Annotated in this window: 18 protein-coding genes and 1 pseudogene; 8 read left to right on the top strand and 11 right to left on the bottom strand. The window is 56.7% G+C overall.

Annotated elements, in window-relative coordinates; all coding sequences use genetic code 11:
• Positions 1-25: 25 nt before the first annotated feature.
• Complete coding sequence (locus Q1W15_RS15035; RefSeq protein ID WP_300729879.1) at positions 26-679, bottom strand: DUF1826 domain-containing protein; 654 nt, start codon at positions 677-679, stop codon at positions 26-28.
• A complete protein-coding gene (gene zigA, locus Q1W15_RS15030; RefSeq protein ID WP_300729877.1) occupies positions 676-1884 on the bottom strand; it encodes a zinc metallochaperone GTPase ZigA in 1209 nt (402 codons plus the stop codon). Before zigA ends, Q1W15_RS15035 begins: the two co-directional genes overlap by 4 nt.
• A 144-nt stretch (positions 1885-2028) precedes the next feature.
• Between zigA and folE2 the strand changes: the two genes are divergently transcribed.
• Together folE2 and Q1W15_RS15020 are read left to right on the top strand one after the other, a co-directional pair.
• On the top strand, positions 2029-2925 hold the full coding sequence (gene folE2 / locus Q1W15_RS15025) for a GTP cyclohydrolase FolE2 (RefSeq protein ID WP_300729875.1): 897 nt from the start codon (positions 2029-2031) through the stop codon (positions 2923-2925).
• Positions 2922-3482: a carbonate dehydratase gene (locus tag Q1W15_RS15020; protein ID WP_300729870.1), complete on the top strand. Its 561-nt coding sequence runs from the start codon at positions 2922-2924 to the stop codon at positions 3480-3482. Before folE2 ends, Q1W15_RS15020 begins: the two co-directional genes overlap by 4 nt.
• A gap of 4 nt (positions 3483-3486) precedes the next feature.
• Here the strand turns inward: Q1W15_RS15020 and Q1W15_RS15015 are convergent, their stop codons facing one another.
• Entirely contained in the window at positions 3487-4005 is a 519-nt protein-coding gene (locus Q1W15_RS15015) for a DUF3617 domain-containing protein (RefSeq protein WP_300729868.1), read from the bottom strand.
• A gap of 103 nt (positions 4006-4108) precedes the next feature.
• Here Q1W15_RS15015 and cls point away from each other — a divergent pair, with 103 nt between their 5' ends.
• A complete protein-coding gene (cls, locus tag Q1W15_RS15010; protein WP_300729866.1) occupies positions 4109-5548 on the top strand; it encodes a cardiolipin synthase in 1440 nt (479 codons plus the stop codon).
• A 59-nt stretch (positions 5549-5607) separates the two neighbouring features.
• On the opposite strand, the gene cfaB is transcribed toward cls, so the two are convergent.
• Together cfaB and Q1W15_RS15000 are read right to left on the bottom strand one after the other, a co-directional pair.
• Entirely contained in the window at positions 5608-6789 is a 1182-nt protein-coding gene (cfaB, locus tag Q1W15_RS15005; protein WP_300729864.1) for a C17 cyclopropane fatty acid synthase CfaB, read from the bottom strand.
• 186 nt (positions 6790-6975) lie between these two features.
• On the bottom strand, positions 6976-7458 hold the full coding sequence (locus Q1W15_RS15000) for an Lrp/AsnC family transcriptional regulator (RefSeq protein ID WP_300729863.1): 483 nt from the start codon (positions 7456-7458) through the stop codon (positions 6976-6978).
• Positions 7459-7580: 122 nt separating this feature from the next.
• On the opposite strand from Q1W15_RS15000, the gene Q1W15_RS14995 reads away from it, so the two are divergent.
• Positions 7581-8216 carry a LysE family translocator gene (locus Q1W15_RS14995; protein WP_300729862.1) on the top strand — a complete coding sequence of 212 codons (636 nt, stop codon included), beginning with the start codon at positions 7581-7583 and terminating at the stop codon, positions 8214-8216.
• 167 nt (positions 8217-8383) lie between these two features.
• Here Q1W15_RS14995 and Q1W15_RS14990 read toward each other — a convergent pair whose 3' ends face one another.
• Positions 8384-11410, bottom strand: a complete 3027-nt coding sequence (locus Q1W15_RS14990) for an FAD-binding and (Fe-S)-binding domain-containing protein (protein ID WP_300729935.1) — start codon at positions 11408-11410, stop codon at positions 8384-8386.
• 163 nt (positions 11411-11573) lie between these two features.
• On the opposite strand from Q1W15_RS14990, the gene Q1W15_RS14985 reads away from it, so the two are divergent.
• The 4 genes from Q1W15_RS14985 to Q1W15_RS14970 all read left to right on the top strand — a co-directional run bounded on the left by Q1W15_RS14985 (position 11574) and on the right by Q1W15_RS14970 (position 16346).
• A complete protein-coding gene (locus Q1W15_RS14985) occupies positions 11574-12458 on the top strand; it encodes a LysR substrate-binding domain-containing protein (RefSeq protein ID WP_300729861.1) in 885 nt (294 codons plus the stop codon).
• Between the two features lie 244 nt (positions 12459-12702).
• Entirely contained in the window at positions 12703-13887 is a 1185-nt protein-coding gene (locus tag Q1W15_RS14980) for a serine hydrolase (RefSeq protein WP_300729859.1), read from the top strand.
• 105 nt (positions 13888-13992) lie between these two features.
• Positions 13993-14916 (top strand): transporter, encoded by a 924-nt coding sequence (locus tag Q1W15_RS14975; RefSeq protein WP_300729858.1) that lies wholly within the window; start codon positions 13993-13995, stop codon positions 14914-14916.
• A 401-nt stretch (positions 14917-15317) separates the two neighbouring features.
• Entirely contained in the window at positions 15318-16346 is a 1029-nt protein-coding gene (locus tag Q1W15_RS14970; RefSeq protein ID WP_300729856.1) for an AraC family transcriptional regulator, read from the top strand.
• Between the two features lie 209 nt (positions 16347-16555).
• On the opposite strand, the gene glmS is transcribed toward Q1W15_RS14970, so the two are convergent.
• The 5 genes and pseudogenes from glmS to Q1W15_RS14945 all read right to left on the bottom strand — a co-directional run.
• Positions 16556-18391 (bottom strand): glutamine--fructose-6-phosphate transaminase (isomerizing), encoded by a 1836-nt coding sequence (gene glmS, locus Q1W15_RS14965; RefSeq protein WP_300729854.1) that lies wholly within the window; start codon positions 18389-18391, stop codon positions 16556-16558.
• Positions 18392-18400: 9 nt separating this feature from the next.
• Positions 18401-19168, bottom strand: a complete 768-nt coding sequence (locus Q1W15_RS14960; protein ID WP_300729852.1) for a DeoR/GlpR family DNA-binding transcription regulator — start codon at positions 19166-19168, stop codon at positions 18401-18403.
• 362 nt (positions 19169-19530) lie between these two features.
• Positions 19531-20898, bottom strand: a complete 1368-nt coding sequence (gene glmU / locus Q1W15_RS14955) for a bifunctional UDP-N-acetylglucosamine diphosphorylase/glucosamine-1-phosphate N-acetyltransferase GlmU (protein WP_300729850.1) — start codon at positions 20896-20898, stop codon at positions 19531-19533.
• A gap of 114 nt (positions 20899-21012) precedes the next feature.
• Positions 21013-21441, bottom strand: coding sequence for a F0F1 ATP synthase subunit epsilon (locus tag Q1W15_RS14950; RefSeq protein ID WP_300729848.1), 429 nt, complete (start codon positions 21439-21441; stop codon positions 21013-21015).
• Between the two features lie 44 nt (positions 21442-21485).
• Positions 21486-21626, bottom strand: a pseudogene (locus Q1W15_RS14945) (F0F1 ATP synthase subunit beta); the annotation flags it as partial.

Here is a 21626-nt window from a genome sequence, read left to right as displayed (position 1 = left end):
TATGGATCGAAAGAAGCAATATGCCTTAGGCCAGCCAATCCAGGGTCAAAATCAGCCTACGTTCCCCCTCAGCCAATGCCGGAGAACGATGAATCAACCCCAGACCTTCGTTACCCCGCCATTTTTCACCTTTGAGCAGCGCCACATCCCCGGTATCAATGCGCTCAATAAGCGAGGTTTGTGTCGGTTCGGCGTGCAACTGACCCAAATGACACCGCTCCATCGCACCTTCCTGCAGCCACTGACTCCCCATTCCCGCATACGTGGTAATCAGTCGTACAGGTACATGGTCCACATGGAACCGTGGGCACATCGCCTTATCCAAGACCCTGAGGCGCAGCCCTACACGTTTTACACCCAGCAGACTGGCATAGACACTGACAAGCCACGCCACATCCGCCACAAAGCCCTCATAGCCTTCCAGGTCGCTAAAGCGCGAAGCGAGCCCCTTAAGGTTGGGCGGTACTTTCTCGTCCTTTATTTCCAGGCTGATGGCGTCCGCCAGTGGCTCGTCCAACGACAGTAATAGCGCTCCAAAATCAGCGATATGCAGGGGTAATGGGCGCTGCCATATCGCCAGATTGACGTCATCTTCCAGCACATTAACCAGAACATTCGGGGTTTTTCCCCGCACCTGACGCACCTGCGTCGCAGGACTCAGTGCCGAGTGATGACTCATGCCACCTCCTCCTCATGCCATTGACCAAAAGGGTCGTTCAGGTGCTGCCAGCCCTCAATGCCCAATGCCATTTCTACCTCTGTGAGCAAGCACGCTTCCAACTCAGTCGTCAGTTGGGCAACGTCGAGATGCTGACCAATAAAGACCAACTCCTGACGGCAATCCGCAGTGTCCGGCAGCCACTTTTTCAAGATTTCAGCCTTGGCGTCGGCGTCTTGTGGCCATTGATCGCGGGGAACAAAGCGCCACCAGCGCCCAGCAAAGCCATAGCGCATCAAACCGCCCGCCTGCGACCAACTGCCCGCTTCCTGATACTTGCTGGCCAGCCAGAAGAAACCCTTGGAACGCAATAATTTGCCGTTGGTCCAGGGACGGTCAATAAAATTGAAAAAACGCTCGGGGTGGAAAGGCCGACGCGCCTGGTAAACGGTCGAGGCAATGCCATATTCCTCAGTTTCAGGCACGTGCTCACCGCGCAGTTCTTGCAGCCAACCCGGGGCCTGAGCGGCCCGTTCAAAGTCAAAGCGACCGGTATCCACTATTTTATTCAGCGGCACTTCGCCCATGACCATCGGAATGATTTCGGCTTGAGCGTTTAAGCGCTCAAGGATGGCAATCAATTCTTCGCGCTCGGCACGGCTGATCAGGTCAATTTTGCTGATCAAAATAACGTCAGCGAACTCGATTTGTTCGATCAACAGGTCCGTAATGGAACGCTCATCATCGTCTTCTTGAAGCTGCGCGCGAGAAGCCAAACTGTCTGCGGCCTGGTAATCCTGCAAAAAATTCATGCCATCGACCACGGTCACCATCGTGTCCAATCGCGCGATATCGGCAAGGCTTTGGCCTGTGTCATCACGAAAAGTGAAGGTTTCTGCCACGGGCAGCGGCTCTGAAATACCCGTGGACTCGATCAGTAAATAATCAAAGCGCCCCTCTCTGGCCAGCGCACTGACCTCTTGCAGCAGGTCTTCGCGCAGCGTGCAGCAAATGCAGCCGTTGCTCATTTCGACCAATTTTTCTTCCGCGCGATTGAGGCTGACATCACGCTGAACCGCACTGCCATCGATATTGATTTCACTCATATCGTTAACAATCACCGCCACGCGTAAATGCTCGCGGTTACGCAAAATATAATTCAGCAGGGTGCTTTTACCTGCGCCGAGAAAACCGGACAGCACTGTCACCGGCAGACGTTTTGGCATGGAAGTTCCTCATCAGGGTTGGCAGGTCAAAGTGCCCGCTGTTGGGTGGCCGAGGGCGGCTCTCGATAATGATACATTATAACAATACAAAGGATTAGAATTGTTATGTTGTAACAATATCGCCATTCACTACTGGAAGCCCTTATGACCGCTCTAACCCTTCCCGACATTGCGTCAGAACACACGTACCAAACCGTTCCACTGGAATGGGTGGGTATGTGTGGTATTGCCTTACCGGTGCTGATCGAGGGTCAGCGCCTGCCGGCCACAGCCGATGCCGGCGTCAGCCTGGATGATGTCGATGCACGCGGCATCCATATGTCGCGACTTTTCCTTGCGTTAAATGTGCTCGAGTCACAGGCCCTGAACCCGTTACTTTTAAAGAAAATTTTGCAGCAGTTCCTCGACAGTCATGACGACTTATCGACCTGTGCCTACTTGAATATTCACACCCATGTCCTGCTGAACCGGCCCGCACTGGTCAGCCCATTGAGTGGATGGAAGAGCTACCCCGTCAGGATCAAAGCGTCTTTGAAAAACGGAATGTTCCACGTGGAACTAAAAATCGACGTGAACTATTCATCGACATGCCCCTGCTCAGCGGCCTTGGCTCGGCAATTGATCCAACAACAATTCGTCAGCGACTTTGCCAACCAGTCGTTAGAGCATTCGCGGGTAGTGACGTGGCTCGGCAGCGCTCAGGGCATTGTTGCGACACCCCACAGTCAACGAAGCACGGCACACACTCAGGTGCTTCTCGGTAATGAACACCAACAGCTCCCCATCAATCTGCTGATTGATACGATTGAGTCCGCTCTGGGAACGGCGGTTCAAACGGCTGTGAAGCGCGCCGACGAACAAGCATTCGCCTTGGCTAACGGCCAGAACTTAATGTTCTGTGAGGATGCCGCAAGGCGACTGAACAGTGCCGTGAAGAACATGAACGGGATCGATGGTTTGAGCGTGAGGGTGGTTCACGCCGAAAGCCTGCACAGCCACGACGCGGTAGCCGAAAGCCGTTGGAACTGGAGAACGCCATGATCCGTAAAAACCCTTCTGGGGATTTACCGCAGATTGCGGAGTCAGCCTACGTCGACCGCACGGCAATCATCTGCGGCAAAGTGGTGATTGGCGAGAACGTGTTTGTGGGCCCGTATGCCGTTATACGGGCCGATGAAGTGGACGAACACGGTGCCATGCAACCGATCACCATCGGTGCCAATTCCAACATCCAGGACGGTGTGGTGATTCACTCAAAATCGGGGGCACCTGTCACAGTTGGCGAGTACACCTCCATCGCCCACCGTTCAATCGTTCACGGCCCCTGCCGGGTAGCTGATCGGGTGTTCATCGGTTTCAACAGTGTTCTGTTTAATTGCGAATTGGGCAGTGGCTGCGTGGTGCGGCACAACTCAGTGGTCGATGGCCGCGACCTGCCCGATAACTTCTACGTGCCGTCCACCACGCGCATCGGGCCGGCCACTGACCTGAGTGCATTTGCCCCGGTCAGTGTCAGCGCATCAGAATTTTCAGAGGACGTAGCGCGCACCAATGTGGATTTGGTGCGCGGCTATAAAGCACTGCAAAACGAGTTCTGATGGGTTACGTGCGCGGTTTGACGGTGCCACAGTTTTGGCCCAGCCAGACCGCGCGGGTATCCATGCTGCCCTTCTGTTGAAGGCCGGTCGCATTGAACGTGCCGTACACCTGAGTAGTGAACTCACGGTCACTGGCGAAGGTCGCAGTTCCTGCACCCTGCGCGTTGGGGCAACTAAAACGAAACTTCCACTGATTTCCACTACGCTCAGTGATCTGCTGGTTACAGCCAGACTTCGGGTCGGTAAGCGGGATATCATGGGTCTTCACTTGATCCGGCGTCAGGCACACCTGAACACCTTTACCTCCCATGGTGAGCCCTTGGCTCGCTAACTGGGCTTTTTGTTCAGGGGTCAGCATGTTCTGCAATTGACCTAACATCACTTGCAGGTCCGGAAGCTGCTGGCCATCCACCTGCATATTGCTGGAGGTCAGCTCCCAAAGGCCGGGCTGCAGCATTTGGGCGTGAGCCACAGGAATCGATAAACCACAGGCCATAAGCAGCCCAAGCACACGAATATTCATCAAGTCGCTCCCACGGTTAGGTCGGTATGAAACGTTGGAAAAGGGCTGGCATTGCATCAGCCACTGATTAAGCACTTGGTACCATTGAGGAGCAAGGATACGCATGGATTTTCACGGCACCCACGTTCTCGGTTACTTGATTTTACTGATCCACACGCTCGGCCTCATTGCCGCCGTGCATGCCGTTCTGACCGTAAGAACGGCCCAAGGTGCGATTGCCTGGGCGATGTCACTGTTCTTCATTCCCTACCTTACGCTTATCCCTTACCTGATTTTTGGCCGCAGTACTTTCGATGACTACATTCGCGCCCGTCGCGAAGCCAATCAGGAAATGCGCGAAGCCATTGCCAACCTTAACTGGCGCCCCTGGGTCGAAGAAGCGTTGGCCGCTCGAAACTCTAGCGCCTACACCTCCTTGCGAGCCATGCCAAAGCTGGGGCGCATGCCGTGCCTGGCGAATAACAAAGTTCGTTTACTGATCAATGGCACGGCCACTTTCGACGCCATCTTCGAGGCCATTCGCGGTGCCAAGGAAGTGGTGCTGGTCCAGTTTTTTATCATCCATGACGATGACTTGGGCAAACGCTTACAAGCACTGCTGCTTGAAAAAGCGGCGCAAGGTGTTCAAGTGTATGTGCTGTATGACAGCATCGGCAGCCACGCCCTGCCTGGTTCTTACAGTGAAACCCTGCGCGCCGGGGGCGTTCAGATCCAGGCATTTGCCACTCGCGGGGGCTGGATCAGTCGCTTCCAGGTCAACTTCCGCAACCACCGTAAAGTGGTTGTCGTGGACGGCATGCTGGGTTTTGTCGGCGGGCATAACGTGGGCGATGAGTACCTGGGCAAAAAACCGCCCTTGGCTCCATGGCGTGACACGCATGTCGAAGTCAGCGGCCCGGTGGTGGCCTGCCTGCAAGAGTCGTTTGCTGAAGACTGGTTCTGGGTTTCCCGAAAGCTACCTCCGCTCATGCTGCCCAAAAGCTACCCCGATGGCGGTGTGCTCTGCCAATTCATGGCCAGCGGGCCAGCCGATCCGTACGAAACCTGCTCGCTGTTTTTTGTCGAAGCCATCCATGCCGCCAATGAACGAGTGTGGATCACCTCGCCGTACTTCGTCCCCGATGAAGCCGTGTTCTCGGCCCTGAGGCTCGCGGTCTTGCGCGGGGTGGATGTGCGTATCCTGATACCGTCGCGCCCGGACCATAAAATTGTTTACGCCGCGTCCAGCCTGTATGCCTTCGAAGCAGTTCGCGCCGGGGTGCGCATCTTTCGTTACCAACCCGGTTTCGTGCATCAGAAAGTGGTACTCGTCGACAACGAGATCAGTGCCGTCGGCAGTGCCAATATGGACAACCGTTCATTCCGCCTGAACTTTGAAGTCATGCTGCTGACGGTTGACGCAACCTTCGCCCAAGAAGTCGAACACATGCTGCTTGATGACTTCGCCCTGGCCCGCGAAGTGACCGCGCAAGACATCAAAGCCACTCACCGCGTACAGCAACTGGCCATGCGCGTCGCCCGCTTGGTATCCCCGATACTCTAAAAAAAAGCCGTGTCGCTCAAGGCGACACGGCTTTGTGCCCACTCAGACCAGCCCCGTTGTTAGCTATAAATATCTGCCCGGGTGGCTGGCAGTTCCAGCGCGCCATCCGTATAAGGCTTGGTCGCCAGTATCTGATCGATGTTGATCCAGCCACGGGCGAATGCATACGCACAGCCCGCCAGATACAAACGCCAAATACGCAAAGCCTGTTCAGGCACTTGCTGGCCGGCAGCTTCAAGGTTGTTCTCCAGGCGCTGGCTCCAATGCTCCAGTGTGCGCGCGTAATGCAGGCGCAAGCTTTCAACATCGACCACTTCCAGGCCCACTTCGCTGATCTCGGCCACCATCATCGACAGGTGAGGCAACTCACCGTTCGGGAAGACATAGCGGTCGATAAAGTCCCCCGCACCGCGCCCGACCGGGCGACCATCCGTGTGTTTGGCCGTGATGCCGTGATTCATGACCAGCCCACCCTCACGCACGGCCTTGAAAAGAATCTCGCAGTATTCACGCAGGTTGGCGTGCCCCACGTGTTCAAACATACCGACGCTGACGATCTTGTCGAAGCGGCCATCCTGCGGCAGGTCGCGATAATCCATCAGTTGCAGATCGACTTTGTCTTGAAGGCCTTCAGCCTTGACGCGTTCACGGGCCAGCTTGAGTTGCTCTTTACTCAAGGTAATGCCGAACACCTTGACCCCGTATTCACGCGCCGCGAAACGCGCCAACCCGCCCCAACCACACCCCACGTCCAATAAATAGTCGCCCGGTTTGAGGCGTAGCTTGCGGCACAACAAGCGAAATTTGGCCTGTTGCGCTTCATCAAGGGACTCCTCGCCCGTTTCAAAATAGCCACAGGAGTAAGCCATGTCGCGATCGAGCCACAGCTGGTAGAAGTCGTTGGACAGGTCGTAGTGGTAAGAAATGGACGCTGCATCAGTCGCCTTGTCATGGTGAAGACGCTGGGGCCTGGTGTCCTCGTCGTCTACCAGCGCCTGACTCAACTCATCGCACACGCGAACCACTTCACTGATGGAGCCTTCCAGTTCGAGTCGACCCTCGACAAAGGCGCTGCCCAGCAGGTCAAGACTGGGATGAGTGAACTCTGCCACCAGCGTAGGATCCTTAACCACAATGGTGACGCTGGGCGTGGGGCCCAAATTGAACTCGTGTCCGTCCCAAAGCTTAAGGCGTAACGGAAGTTGAAGTTTCTGCAAGGCCGGTGGAAGTTGCGCGAGCATCTGTATTCCTCCTTCATTTCAGACATGAAAATTATAGGGTAGACGAATAACAGCAACTGTCAGCACCGCCAGCCCAAAGGCCTCTTCAAGCAGGTGAAACATTATTTAAGAAGCGCGACTGCGTGGTCTCACATGTGCCCGAACGGCCGAGCAGCGCCTGCACCCGCTCGCCCCAAAGAACGTTTCTCAATCAGGCAAATGCCTGAGCGGGAGGGCGGCTGGCGCTTTAACGGTTTGAATCGCAAAGTTGCTACGGATATCACTGACGCCTGGCAGCTTCAGCAAAACACCCGTTAAAAAACGCTCATAACCGCGCAGGTCCGGCACCGCCACCTGCAATAGAAAGTCGGACTCGCCGGACACCAAAAATGCCGAGATCACTTCGGGCAGCGCGGTGACCGCTACTCGAAAGGCCTGCGCTTCATGTTCGTGATGACGCTCTACTTTGATACCGACAAATACCGTGAGCCCAAGGCCCACCTCATCGCGATCCAGATTGGCTTGATACCCGCGAATCACACCCGCCTCTTCCAGCAAGCGGACGCGACGCAAACAGGGCGATGGCGATAAGCCAATTTCATTGGCCAGTTCCACATTGCTCAGGCGCCCGTCGCGTTGCAAGGCATCGAGAATCCGGCGATCAAAGGCATCCAGTTTTAGTGTTGGCATATTCGAATTCATTTTGTCATTAGATAAGCGGGTTATGCCAAGACTAGCCTTTTTAGAGGCGCAATACGCAACCACCTGCTTCGCCCTTCCCCCCTAAAATCGTGGCTCATCTGCCCACAAGGTTGCTCGCCATGTTGATGTACCTGATTGCGTTGGCTGTTGTGTATTTGCTGCCTGGCCCGGACATGATTCTGCTTCTGCAAACCGGTTCCCGGCATGGGCGTGCGTTAGCCCTCAGCACGGCTTTGGGGCTGGGCATCGCACGGGCGTGCCATGTGGTGTTGGCCGCAGTCGGGCTGGCGGCGCTGTTCAAAACAGCCCCCTGGACCTTTGATGGTGTGCGCTTGGCCGGCGCGGCCTACTTGCTGTGGTTGGGTGTACGGATGCTCAAGCCCAGCGCGTTCCAACAATTGCAACTGGCCACAGGTGATGCGCACGCGCCGACGCTCACTTGGGCGTGCGCATTCAGGCGTGGGTTGTTGACCAACTTGCTCAACCCCAAGGCGCTGCTGTTTTGCTCCGTGTTACTGCCGCAATTTATCAACAACGAAGCCGGTGCGGTGGGCACGCAGTTTTTGAGCCTGGGCGTGGTGTTGGTCGCCGTCGGCCTGATGTTCGACAGTGCCTATGGGATGGCAGGTGCCTGGCTGGGTCGGCTGCTGAACAGCAGCCCCCGTGCGCAACGCGTGCAGCAGTGGTTATTTGGCAGTGTGTTGATTGGCTTTGCCTTACGACTCGCATTCGTTCAACAGGCCTGAGCCCTGCTGAACGATCAGTACGCGCGAAGCTTCCGTTAAAAGAATTAGGCCGTGCCGCCCTTTCAGCCTGAAGCCGGGCGGCTGAAAAGGCGGCCGAAGCCCGAGAGATGGCAACGTAACAGGCACATGAAACCAACGCCCCACGTGGCCTCAATACAACAAAAGAGCTAGCGGCGCAGGGTTTCGAGCACCACCTGCAACGGATGACGCAGGTGTTGATCTGCAAAGCGCTTGACCTGACTGCGGCACGAGTACCCCGTCGCCAAGGCTTCAGTGCCTGTGTGCAAGTGCCCGGCCCAGGATTGATCGAAGATGACTCGCGAGGTTTCCTGGTTGCGCGCTTCGTGACCATAGGTGCCCGACATACCGCAACACCCCGTTGCCTGAGTCTCAAGCTTGAGCCCCACGCGCGCGAAGACTTGTTCCCATTGCCGAGTACTGGCCGGCACGTTGGTCTTTTCGGTGCAGTGCGCCAGCAGCCGAAACGCCTGGGGTGGCGTGACGTCACTGACCTGAACGGGCAGAACATCCAGCAGCCACTCCTGCGGCAGCTCTACCGATGGGCATTGCGCCAGCCCCGGCACTTTCTGGTATTCCTGGCGATACACTAGGGTCATGGCCGGGTCCAGCCCCACTAACCGCACGCCGCAATCGCTGAGTGCTTGCAGTTGCCGGGCATTACGGATAGCCGCCTTGTTGAACACGGCTAAAAAGCCCTGAACATGCAGAGGCTTGCCGTTGGCGCTGTAAGGCGCAAGAAAAACCCGATAGCCCAACTGGGTGACCAACTCGATGAAATCGGCCAGCAACGGGGTTTCGAAGTAGCGAGTGAACGCGTCCTGCACCAGCACAAGGCTGCACTCACGCTGGGCCGATGTCAGGCGGCGCAAGTTGTCAGGGGTGGCAACGCCGACACGACAGCGCTTGAGCGTGGCCTGGAAATCAAATCGGCTGATCAGCGGGCTGTCCACCATGCCAACTTGTTTGACCAACACATTTTTTATCAGCGTCGAGCCGATCAACCCGTTGTACAGCCCCGGCAATCGCGCCAGGTAAGGAATGCTGAACTCCAACGAGCCAATCAGGTAATCACGCATCGGGCGCAAGTACCGGCCGTGGTACAACTCTAGAAAACGCGAACGAAACTCCGGCACGTTGACCTTGATCGGGCATTGCCCCGCGCAAGACTTGCACGCCAGGCAGCCGGACATAGCGTCATAGACCTCGTGGGAAAAGTCCTGCTCACCACGGCGTTGTGCCCAGCTGTTGCGCGCGCGCCGGGCCAGGCCTTTGAGCCAGCCCACCGGGCGTTGCGCAGCCTCCAGCACATCAACATTGACCGCGCCTTGCAGCCGTAGCCATTCGCGGATCAGCGAAGCGCGCCCCTTGGGTGAGTGCTGGCGCTGCCGGGTGGCTTTCCAGGAGGGGCACATGGCGTCATTGGGGTCGAAGTTGTAGCAGGCACCATTACCGTTGCAATGCACCGCACTGGCGAAGCTTTGCCAAACGCGTTCATCGATCTGCCGGTCAACGTCGCCACGCATCGTCACTTCATCGATCTTCAGCAACGCCTCATGGCTGTCGAGCGGCGTGCAAATCTTGCCAGGGTTGAGTTGGTTGTACGGGTCAAACGCGCTTTTAAGGGCCTGTAACGAGGGATAAAGCTCACCGAAAAACGCCGGCGCGTACTCGGAGCGCACGCCTTTGCCGTGTTCCCCCCAGAGCAAACCACCGTAACGCTGGGTCAACTTCGCCACACCGTCGGAAATCGGCCGCACCAGGGCGGCCTGAGCCGGGTCCTTCATATCCAGCGCCGGGCGCACATGCAGTACGCCCGCATCGACGTGGCCAAACATGCCGTATTGCAGGCCATAGCTGTCGAGCAACGCCCGAAACTCCGCGATGTAATCCGCCAATTGCTCAGGGGGCACCGCCGTGTCTTCAACAAACGGTTGCGGCCGCACTTCGCCCTGAACATTGCCCAGCAACCCCACCGAGCGCTTGCGCATGGTGTACACACGGGTCACGGCTTCCTGACCTTCGGCCAAGGTATGGCCCAGACGCTCGACCGCCTTGTCGCGCTGCAAGTGTTCGACGAAGGCCTCCACCCGAGCGTTGACGTCGGCCGGGTCATCGCCACAGAACTCGATCAGGTTGATGCCCAGCGTCGGCCGCTCGGGGGTCTCCGGGAAGTACGACGACACGCTGTGCCAGACAATGTCTTTCATCGCCAGCAGCAGGACCTTGGAGTCAACCGTTTCGATCGATAGCGGCTTGAGCTCGAGCAGCGCACGGGCGTCGCGCAGCGCGTCCATAAAGCTGGCGTAACGCACATTCACCAGCACCGTGTACTTGGGAATCGGCAGCACGTTCAGTTTAGCTTCGACCACAAAACCCAGCGACCCTTCGGCACCGCACAGCACGCTATTGAGGTTGAAACGACCGTTTTCATCACGCAAGTGCGCCAGGTCATACCCCGTGAGGCAGCGGTTGAGCTTGGGAAAACAGGCCTCTATCAGATCCGTTTTTTCGGCATTGATCTGGCGCGCCATCCGGTACACCCCACCGACGCGATCGTGTCGTGCACATTGGCGCGCCAGCTCTTCGTCACTGATAGGCCCGGTGTGCAACGGTTCACCGCCGAGCAGCACGCTGTGTAACTCAAGGACGTGGTCGCGGGTCTTGCCATAGGTGCAACTGCCCTGGCCACTGGCATCGGTATTGATCATGCCGCCGACAGTGGCGCGGTTGGACGTCGACAATTCCGGCGCGAAAAACAGGCCATGTACCTTGAGCGCAGCATTGAGCTGATCCTTCACCACACCGGCCTGCACGCGCACCCAACGCTCTTGCGCGTTGATTTCAAGAATCGTGTTCATGTGCCGTGACAAGTCGACAACGATACCGTCGGTCAACGACTGACCATTGGTGCCGGTCCCTCCCCCACGTGGCGTTAGTTTGATATCACGGAACGCGGGGGCGGCCATCAATGTGGCAACACGTACAACGTCGTCTGTATCCAGCGGGAAGACCGCAGCCTGTGGCAAACGCTGATAAATGGAGTTGTCCGTGGCCAGCACCGTGCGGCTGGCGTAGTCGGCACTGATCTGGCCACGAAAGCCACTCTCGCGCAAAGACGCCAGGAAAACCTGGTAAGGGGTGGCGGTCACGGTCGGCAGTAGCTGGGCGATCATCGCAGGGATGCCTCTTATCATCGGAATGTGAAGAAAGCGATCCGGGGAAACTTGCCAGCGTCGCATAAATGCTCCAGCCTCTTGTGCCGAGCAATGCCAATGTTCGCGATATCAAGCGCCGTTCACAAACGGAAAAAATGTTCCCTATTGATGAATTTTCTGAATGAATTACCGCCACCTGACGCCCTCCATGTCCTTGCTGCTGGCTTTTGAAGCTGCCGCACGCCATGAAAGCTATACCCGCGCGGCCCAGGAACTGTCGTTGACCCAAAGTGCGGTCAGCCGTCAGGTACAGGCGCTGGAACAACAATTGGGTTTGTCGCTGTTCCGCCGCGAAGGTCGTCAGGTGCAACTGACTGATGTAGGGCGCTTGTATCAACGCGAGATGAGCGAAGCCCTGGGGCGCATTCGCAGTGCCACCTTGCAGGCGCTTGCCTACCAGTCCGGCAGCGGCACCCTGCGCCTAGCCACCCTGCCGACATTTGGCTCCAAATGGCTATTACCGCGCCTGCATCACTTCTACACCGCCAACCCGGGCATCCTGGTGCACATACATTCACGTATTGAAGCCATCGATTTCGAAACCAGCCAAATCGACGCGGCCATCGGCGTCGGTAGCCATGACCTGCCGGGCCTTATCAGCCAGCGCCTGCACACCGAACAACTGGTGGTGATAGCCAGCCCCTCCATCGCCAATGAGGTCGAACCGTTAACCCCCCAACAAATCAGCGAACACGTGCTGCTCACTGTGGCCAACAACCCGCATGCCTGGGGTGAATGGTTTTCCCACCACCGCCTGCCCCACCGAACAATGCGCCTTGGGCCCAGTTTTGAACTGACTTCGCATTTGATCCAGGCGGTCCGTGCAGGCATCGGCATCGGTTTGGTGCCGCAGATTCTGGTGGAAGATGAGTTACACAAGGGCGAACTCATCAGCCACGGCGAAAGCTTCGCCAGCCAACGCAGTTACTGCCTGATCTACCCCCCGCGCAATGAAGCGCTGCCCTCTTTGCGGGCGTTCAGGCAGTGGCTGCTGGCGCAAATCTGATTCGTTTCAGTTCTCAGACTGGGCACCATTGGTCTGCACATCTCCACTCGCCCCTTCATTAAATAAGTGCCTGATTCCGATACCCCGTGCCAGCAGACGACAGACGCTCTGAACGGGTTTTCTTACTCTCCTCTTAAGCCAACGCTCAATGCTGAACGTCGGCTTAAACCCGCCTTGCCACCGCACATCCCGCAGTGGGCTCTAGCCAAGCGCGCCTGGGATGGGTTCAAAGAGAATAAGAATAATGAATCCAGGTATCACTTCATCAATCAATCAGTTACTCACTGCCGTCACCACGGGACAACAGCGCGTTCCGGGCGTAGTTGCCGCAATCACCGGGCGAGACGGTTTGCTTTACGAAGGGGCTTACGGGCAGCGAACGCTCGGTCAAGCGGATGCAATGACGACTGACAGTGTTTTCGCGATGTTCTCCACGACTAAAGCGATAACTGCCACGGCAGTGCTTCAATTGGCCGAGGACGGCCTTCTGGACCTCGATGCGCCCGCCAAAAACTATGTGCCGATGATTGGCGAGTTGGAAGTACTGGAAGGGTTTGAGAGCGACGGCACCCCACGGCTTCGCGCCCCCAAAAAACACATCACCACCCGGATGCTTCTGCTTCATACGGCAGGCCTGGGTTATGAGTTCTTTAACGAACATTACAACAGGCTGCTTCTGGAAGGCCGCCAGCCCAGCATCATCAGCGGGTCGCTGGCGGCCCTTAAAACGCCCTTGCTGTTTGAGCCGGGCGAGCAGTGGGAATACGGCTCCAACATCGATTGGGCCGGCCTGGTGGTCGAGGCCATTACCGGTCAACGCTTGGGTGACGTGATGCAACAGCGCATTTTTGAGCCTCTGGGCATGACGGATACCGCTTTTAGCCTGAACGCCTCAATGCTCCAGCGACGGGCTGGTATGCACCTGCGTGGGGAAGATGGCTCGCTTAGCCCCGTTGAAGGCCCACTCCTTCCTGAGAACCCGGAAGTGCACATGGGTGGCCATGGCCTGTATTCGACCGTGAAGGATTACTGCCTGTTTATCCGGGCCTGGCTAAACGATGGGCAAGGCGATTACGGGCGAATGCTGAAGCCTGAGACCATTCGCTTCGCTGAAAAAAACGGCCTCGACAACCTGAAAATAAAAGCCCTTCCCTGCGTGTCTCCAAGTCTTTCTCACGCGGCGGAATTCTTCCCCAACATGCCCAAATCATGGGCGTTGAGTTTCATGATCAATGAAGAAGACGCGCCTACCGGTCGCCCTGCTGGTTCTTTGGCGTGGGCTGGGCTGGCCAACCTTTTCTATTGGATCGATCGCAAAAATGGCGTGGGCGGTTTTTGGGCCACACAGATTTTGCCCTTCATCGATCCTGTTTCGACCAATGGCTATCTGGATTTCGAAACCGCGGCTTACCGCCACTTGACCACCTGAAACCGCACCCATCGGTCTCGTAAAAGAGCCTGCCAAGGGCTCCGGGCGATGGCGCAAAAACATCCATTCACTCGACAAAAACAACAAAAACACTACAGGTGACTCATGGAGATCTCCACACGTACCCCTGCGCGCGCACGATCCACAGTCGGCGTGTTCAAGCCTTCAACCCTCAGTGCCAGCCTCCTGCTAGCTATTCTGGCAGGCAACGCCCACGCCATCGATGTGGATGCTGGCGAATACACTGCTGCGTTACCAGCCGGCAGTAATATTGGCTTGCTTTACCTCCAGCATGCTGAGCGGCGGTCGCTTTACAGCAATGGCCACAAGGTGCCAATCAAAGCCGGGCTCGACTCAGACATCGGCATCGTGCGCGTCGCAAATTACCAACAGTTGGGTGACTACACCCTGAATACGCAGTTCCTGCTGCCATTCGGGCGTCTGGAAGGAAAACGCGATAACGACGCGTTGGGAAAGGCCAGTGGTTTAGGCGACTTGATTCTCGCGTCCACCCTATGGCTCGTGAATGACCCTGCGAAGAACCGGTACTGGGGCATAGCGCCCTATCTCTACGTGCCGACCGGTAACTATGACCGAAACGATGCACTCAACCTGGGCGAAAATCGCTGGAAGATGACGTTGCAGACAGGCTATGTCACCGGCCTAACAGAAAAGTTGTCGCTGGACCTCACCGCCGATGTGACCGTGTTTGGAAAAAATGATGACCTCACCCGTCAAGGCCTGACGTTGCGCCAGGCTCCCCTATGGCAAGCCCAGACCTACCTGAGATATGCCGTGACTCCCAAGCTGTCCGTGCATGTCGGTGCCTCTCAACTCTGGGGGGGTGAAACGCGCGTTGACGGTCTAAGTCAGAACGATGAACCCAACACTCGTAACTTCCGTGTCGGAGGCTCCTACTGGTTAACCCCTACGTTCCAGGCCCTGCTCAATTACGGCCAAGACCTTTCGGTCGACAATGGCTTCAAGGAACAACAGCGGCTTAACCTGCGGTTTTTGTGGGTGTTCTGAGCCGGTAAAGGGAGGATTTGCTGGGCAACGAGCATGGACCAAACGTCACTCTCGTGCCCTTATCAGCCTTGCATCGCCAGTGCCGTGGGCGCTGTAAGGGAAGGACGCTTGACCAGCGTTTAGCCACCGCCGCCCTCTACCACGACCACCCTTGCAGACTGAATGCATTTGCCCCAGGCAGAGGTGCACCATGCTTTTTTTAGCCACTGTTCTGGGAATTTTTTTAACGGAGGGCGCGCACCTGCTCAGGCGTAGAAAAACTTGGCGGCGCGCCTCAGATCAGTTGACCACGGCACAGCCATCCGCCGTTAATAAGCGCGTCGCACTCGATGATCAGCCGTCCCCCTGAGGTTTAAACTCTTATCAGCGGTTCACCTAAAATAATAAAAACGGGTGTCTATATGTTTCTCGACCATGCGTTGTTAACCGATGTCAACGGCAAGCCGACAAGCCAGCACCATAAAAATTTTTCAAACGATTGGGATGAAATCAGCGCCTGGTCGGACCGTGTTTACATGCCCTACCGTGTGCACCCCGTAGGGCACGCCATCAAACCGTGCGCCACCATGCATTCATCCCGGATTGGCGAATTGACGCTGACGCGTTTTGCCTACGGCGTTGCCGTGAGCGTCGATGAGTTTTCGTGCGAAGCGGGGAATGCATTACTGCTCACGACGATTCGCGGTAATGCCCGGCACTGGACGCAACGCTCGGCCACTGAGGATACGGCTGTGGGCGAATCTTTCATTGCCAATTGCAGCCGTGTCGATTACCGAATCGACCTCGATCCGGACCACCTGCAACTGAACCTGACTATTCCTCATACCGTTTTGGAGCGGATGGCGCAGCAGTGGTTCGGGTTTGTGCCCGATGACCGATTCTGGAGACATAAATGCATAATCGGCGGAATGGGTTCCAGCTGGCTGAGCCTGTTGGAGTACACCGTCCGTTGTGTAGCCGAGTCTGCCCAACACGTGGCTGAAGGGCGTATCGGGGTTCATTTGGAGCAAAGCCTGTGTGTTCATTTACTGCGCGAGTGGGCTGAGCGCGCCGAGCAAGCAGGACTTGATGTCAACAGCCCGATGAACCGGATTGCACCGCGTTATGTCAGGGCCGCAGAAGAGTTCATGAGTGCCAATGCCGCGAGCCTGCCAACGCTGGCAGAGGTTGCCAGTTCCGTCGGGACCAGTGTGCGTGCGTTGAGTGGGGCCTTCTCACGATTTCGTGGCATAACGCCCGGTGCGTTCTTGCGCGAGCAGCGCTTGCAGGGTGTGCGCCGAGAATTATTGGCAATGGATCCAAAGTCGGGGACGACTGTGTCCGCCATCGCCTATCGGTGGGGATACCTGAACCTGGGAGAATTTGCGGGCATCTATCGCAAGCGTTTCAGTGAACTACCCTCCCAAACTTTGCAGCGCCAACTGCGCTAGGGGTGCGGGGGCAGAAATGCGCAACGAGGGTGAGATAAAACCCACCCTCATTGCCCATGAGACTAACCACGTGTTCAGTCGAAACATCGCCATCAGGCCTTGGTTATGGCTGATGCTTTTCCTTGAAGCCGTCGTTTGGAGCCTGAAGAGGCCCCGAACGAGACAGCTTTTGATCTTTAAAACCAAACGGCCTTATACAGCGGCCATTGTCACTCAACCGTGACGGATTTAGCCAAGTTACGCGGCTGGTCAACGTCGGTGCCTTTAAGCACGGCCACGTAGTACGACAGCAATTGCAGCGGGATGGTGTAAAGGATCGGTGCCAGCACATCGTGGATATGCGGCATGTTGATCACGTGCGTGCCTTCGCCGTTGCTCATGGCGGCTTGTTCGTCCGCGAACACAATCAGTTCGCCGCCACGGGCACGCACTTCTTGCAGGTTGGATTTGAGTTTTTCCAGCAATTCGTTGTTAGGCGCAACCGTTACGACAGGCATGTCGTCGTCAACCAGGGCCAACGGGCCATGTTTCAGCTCGCCTGCCGGGTACGCTTCGGCATGAATATAGGAAATTTCTTTGAGCTTGAGCGCGCCTTCCATCGCCACCGGGAACTGGGCACCGCGACCCAAGAACAAGGTGTGGTGTTTGTCAGCGAACAACTCAGCGACTTTCTCAACGGTCGTGTCCATCGCCAAGGCTTCACCCAAGCGCGCAGGCAAACGGCGCAACTCTTCAACCAATTGCGCTTCGACACCGTTTTCCAGCGTGCCGCGAACCTGACCCAGGGCCAGGGTCAGCAACAGCAGGCCAACCAGTTGAGTGGTGAACGCTTTGGTGGAGGCCACGCCAATTTCGCGACCGGCCTGGGTCAGCAGGGTCAGGTCGGATTCACGCACCAACGAACTGATGCCCACGTTGCAAATGGCCAGGCTGCCAAGGAAGCCCAGTTCTTTCGCGTTGCGCAGGGCCGCCAGGGTGTCGGCGGTTTCGCCCGATTGGGAAATCGACACAAACAACGTGTCCGGCTGGACCACCACTTTGCGATAGCGGAACTCGCTGGCCACTTCGACCTGGCATGGAATGCCCGCCAATGATTCAAGCCAGTAACGCGCAACCATACCGGCGTGGTAGCTGGTGCCGCACGCGACGATCTGCACGTTGCGAACTTTGGCGAACAGTTCAGCCGCTTGCGGACCAAACGCTTGAACCAGGACGTGGTCCTGACCCAGACGGTTTTCCAGAGTGCGCTGGACGACGCTTGGCTGCTCATGAATTTCTTTGAGCATGTAGTGACGGTATTCGCCTTTGTCAGCGGCTTCAGCGCCATCGCTGTATTGCACGGTTTCGCGCTGAACGCTCTGACCATTCACGTCCCAGATCTGAACGCTATCGCGGTGGATTTCAGCGATGTCGCCTTCTTCCAAGTACATGAAACGGTCGGTCACCTGACGCAACGCCAGCTGATCAGATGCCAGGAAATTTTCACCCAGGCCCAAGCCAATCACCAACGGGCTACCGCTGCGTGCAGCCACCAGGCGATCCGGCTGCTTAACGCTGATCACGGCCAGGCCGTAAGCACCGTGCAACTCTTTGACGGTGGCCTTGAGGGCGACTGTCAGGTCGCCGGAATCCTTAAGCTTGTGGTCCAGCAAGTGAGCGATAACTTCGGTGTCCGTGTCGGAACTGAACACATAGCCCAAGCCTTTGAGTTGTTCGCGCAGGGCTTCGTGGTTTTCGATGATGCCGTTATGCACGACGGCCAGGTCAGCACCCGAGAAATGCGGGTGAGCATTACGCTCGCACGGTGCACCGTGGGTAGCCCAGCGGGTGTGAGCGATGCCCAGACGGCCGGTCAGCGGTGCACCGGCCAACGCCTGCTCCAGTTCAGCCACTTTACCGTTGCGGCGTGTGCGCTCCAGTGTGCCGTCGTTGGTAAACACCGCTACACCCGCGCTGTCGTAGCCACGGTATTCCAGACGTTTGAGGCCTTCCAGCAGAATGGCCGTGATATTGCGTTCAGCGACTGCGCCTACAATTCCACACATAAGAGTCTCCTAGCTTAGGGCCGCGCATAACAGCGTTATGCCCCGGGCCTGAATCTGTTCGCGTGCCTCAAGCGGCAGGCGATCATCGGTAATAAGGGTATGGACGCTGCTCCAGGGCAGTTCCAGATTGGGTATTTTTCGACCAATTTTGTCCGACTCGACCATCACAATCACTTCACGGGCAACATCAGCCATGACCCGGCTCAGGCCCAGCAACTCATTAAAGGTTGTGGTGCCACGCTGCAGGTCGATGCCGTCAGCGCCGATAAACAATTGATCGAAGTCGTAAGAGCGCAACACCTGTTCCGCCACCTGCCCCTGAAAGGACTCGGAATGCGGGTCCCACGTGCCCCCTGTCATCAGCAACACCGGTTCGTGCTCCAGTTCGCTGAGTGCATTGGCGACATGCAGGGAGTTAGTCATCACCACCAGGCCAGGCTGCAGACCCAGTTGTGGAATCATCGAAGCCGTGGTGCTGCCACTGTCGATGATAATGCGCGCGTGTTCTTTAATCAGGCCAACCGCCGCACGGGCAATGGCTTGCTTATAAAGAGAAACCGGCTGAGGCACATCGCTGACCAGTTCCTGCGGCATGGTGATAGCGCCGCCGTAACGCCGCAATAAAAGGCCGTTACTTTCGAGTGCAGCCAAGTCCTTGCGAATCGTAACTTCGGAGGTTTCAAAGCGCTTGGCCAACTCATCCACACTGACTTCACCCTGCTCAGTGAGCAAGGCCAGGATGTTGTGTCTGCGTTGTGGCGTATTGCGTTTGGACATGACGAGCCTAAGTTTCGATTCGAAAGATAACGAAAGCAATGAAACCCCATCTCGAAATGTTCGTCAAGAAATTGTTGCAGGTTATTTTCTGTGCATAAGTCATCCAGAGCCCGATAAAGCGGGAGTAAACCCGCACTTAAGCTGCAAAAAAATAGGGATTTATCCACAAGGCATGGACCAGGCTGTAGGCAAGATATTGATTTTAAACAGTTATATGATGACTTGGTTTTGTAACAGATCAGCGTTCAGCGCTGTGGATAACTACGCCCATGTAGGAACGAGCTGGCTCGCGATCTTTTTATCGTCAAAAAGATCGCGAGTAATCGAGCGTCGATCGACCGCTCCTACAAAGTGAGGTGAAGTTACGACTTAGGCAGTTTCACCGGGCGCTTCCACCCGTCAATGTTGCGCTGGCGCGCACGGCCTACAGCCAATTGCTCAGCTTCAACGTTCTGGTTGATGGTTGAACCGGCGGCGGTGGTTGCACCATTGGAGATATCCACAGGCGCAACCAACGAGTTGTTCGAACCGATAAATACATCAGCTCCCAACACGGTTTTCCACTTGTTGGCACCGTCGTAATTACAGGTGATCGTGCCTGCACCGATGTTGGTGCGCGGGCCGACTTCAGCATCACCCAAATAGGTCAGGTGGCCGCATTTGGCGTCTTCGCCCAAATGGGCGTTTTTCAACTCAACAAAGTTACCCACATGGGCACGCGCATCGAGCACGCTGCCCGGGCGCAAGCGAGCGAATGGGCCTGCATCGCTGCCCTCCCCCATGACAGCACCGTCGAGATGGCTGTTGGCCTTGACCACTGCCCCGTTACGCAACGTACTGTCCTTGATCACGCAGTTCGGGCCGATGACCACGTTGTCTTCAATGATCACGCGACCTTCAAGAATCACGTTGATATCGATCAGCACATCACGACCAACGGTCACTTCGCCGCGCACATCCAGACGCGCCGGATCACGGAGAGTGACGCCCTGCGCCATCAGGCGACGGCCTTCACGCAGCTGGTAATGACGCTCCAGTTCGCTGAGCTGTTTGCGGTCATTGGCACCCTGCACTTCCATCGGGTCGTGGGCATGCTCAGTGGCGACGACCAAACCATCATTGACTGCCATCGCAATCACGTCAGTCAGGTAGTACTCGCCCTGAGCATTGTTGTTCGACAGACGGCTCATCCAGTCAGCCAGACGCTGGGTCGGCAAGGCCAAAATACCGGTGTTGCCCTCGGTGATCGCCCGCTGGGCATCGGTGGCATCTTTATGTTCAACGATGGCGCACACCGCGTTGCTTTCATCGCGCACGATGCGGCCGTAACCCGTTGGATCCGCCAGGTTAACAGTCAGTAAGCCCAACTGCTCTGGGCCCACCTGCGTCAGCAGGCGCTGCAAGGTCTCAACCTCAATCAGCGGAACATCACCGTACAGAATCAGTACGTTCTGTGCTTTTAAAAACGGCAACGCTTGAGCCACCGCGTGGCCAGTGCCCAGTTGCTGGTCTTGCAGCACAAAATTCAAATCATCGGCCGCCAAACGTTCACGGACCAGCTCAGCACCGTGGCCGATTACCACATGGATGCCGGTAGGCTTAAGTTGGCGTGCACTGTGGATAACATGCCCGAGCATGGAGTTGCCGGCCACGGGATGCAGCACCTTGGGCAAGGCAGAACGCATGCGGGTGCCCTGACCTGCAGCGAGAATAACGATATCGAGAGACATGACTGGCTACCAATCCTGGGTGGTCAGCGGATGCGACCAAAAAGTAGTTCGCGGAAAAAGAAAAAGGGTAGCCGAGGCTACCCTTTTTAATCAATCGCACAATAAGCAGGAGGCCTAGCCGCCAAACTTCTTGCGGATTTGCTGGACGGTGCGCAGCTGAGCTGCGGCCTCGGCCAGACGTGCAGCAGCAGATCCGTAATCGAAATCTGCGCCTTTTTCGTTCAGGGCCTTCTCGGCAGCCTTAACGGCCTGCTGAGCGGAGGCTTCATCCAGGTCGGCAGCACGTTGCACGGTGTCGGCAAGCACCTTGACCATGTTCGGCTGAACCTCGAGGTAACCACCGGAGATGTAAAACACCTCGGCTTCCCCACCCTGTTTGATCAGGCGGATCGGACCTGGCTTGAGTTCAGTGATCAGCGGAGCGTGGCCCAGAGCGATACCAAGATCACCCAGGCTGCCGTGCGCAATCACCATCTCAACCAGACCGGAAAAGATTTCTCCTTCCGCGCTGACGATATCGCAATGGACTGTCATATTAGCCATCTGATTGCCTCAACCTGATTAGCGCCCGTTTCCAGGCGCCCGAATTACAGTTTCTTGGCTTTCTCGATCGCTTCTTCGATGCCGCCGACCATGTAGAACGCTTGTTCTGGCAGGTGGTCGTAGTCACCGTTGAGGATGCCTTTGAAGCCAGCAATGGTGTCTTTCAGGGAAACGTATTTACCCGA

It is taken from the genome of Pseudomonas sp. (assembly GCF_030150285.1).
GTDB lineage: Bacteria > Pseudomonadota > Gammaproteobacteria > Pseudomonadales > Pseudomonadaceae > Aquipseudomonas.
The sequence above is the reverse complement of the archived record's forward strand: the minus strand, read 5'-3'. Positions and strand labels throughout refer to the sequence as shown.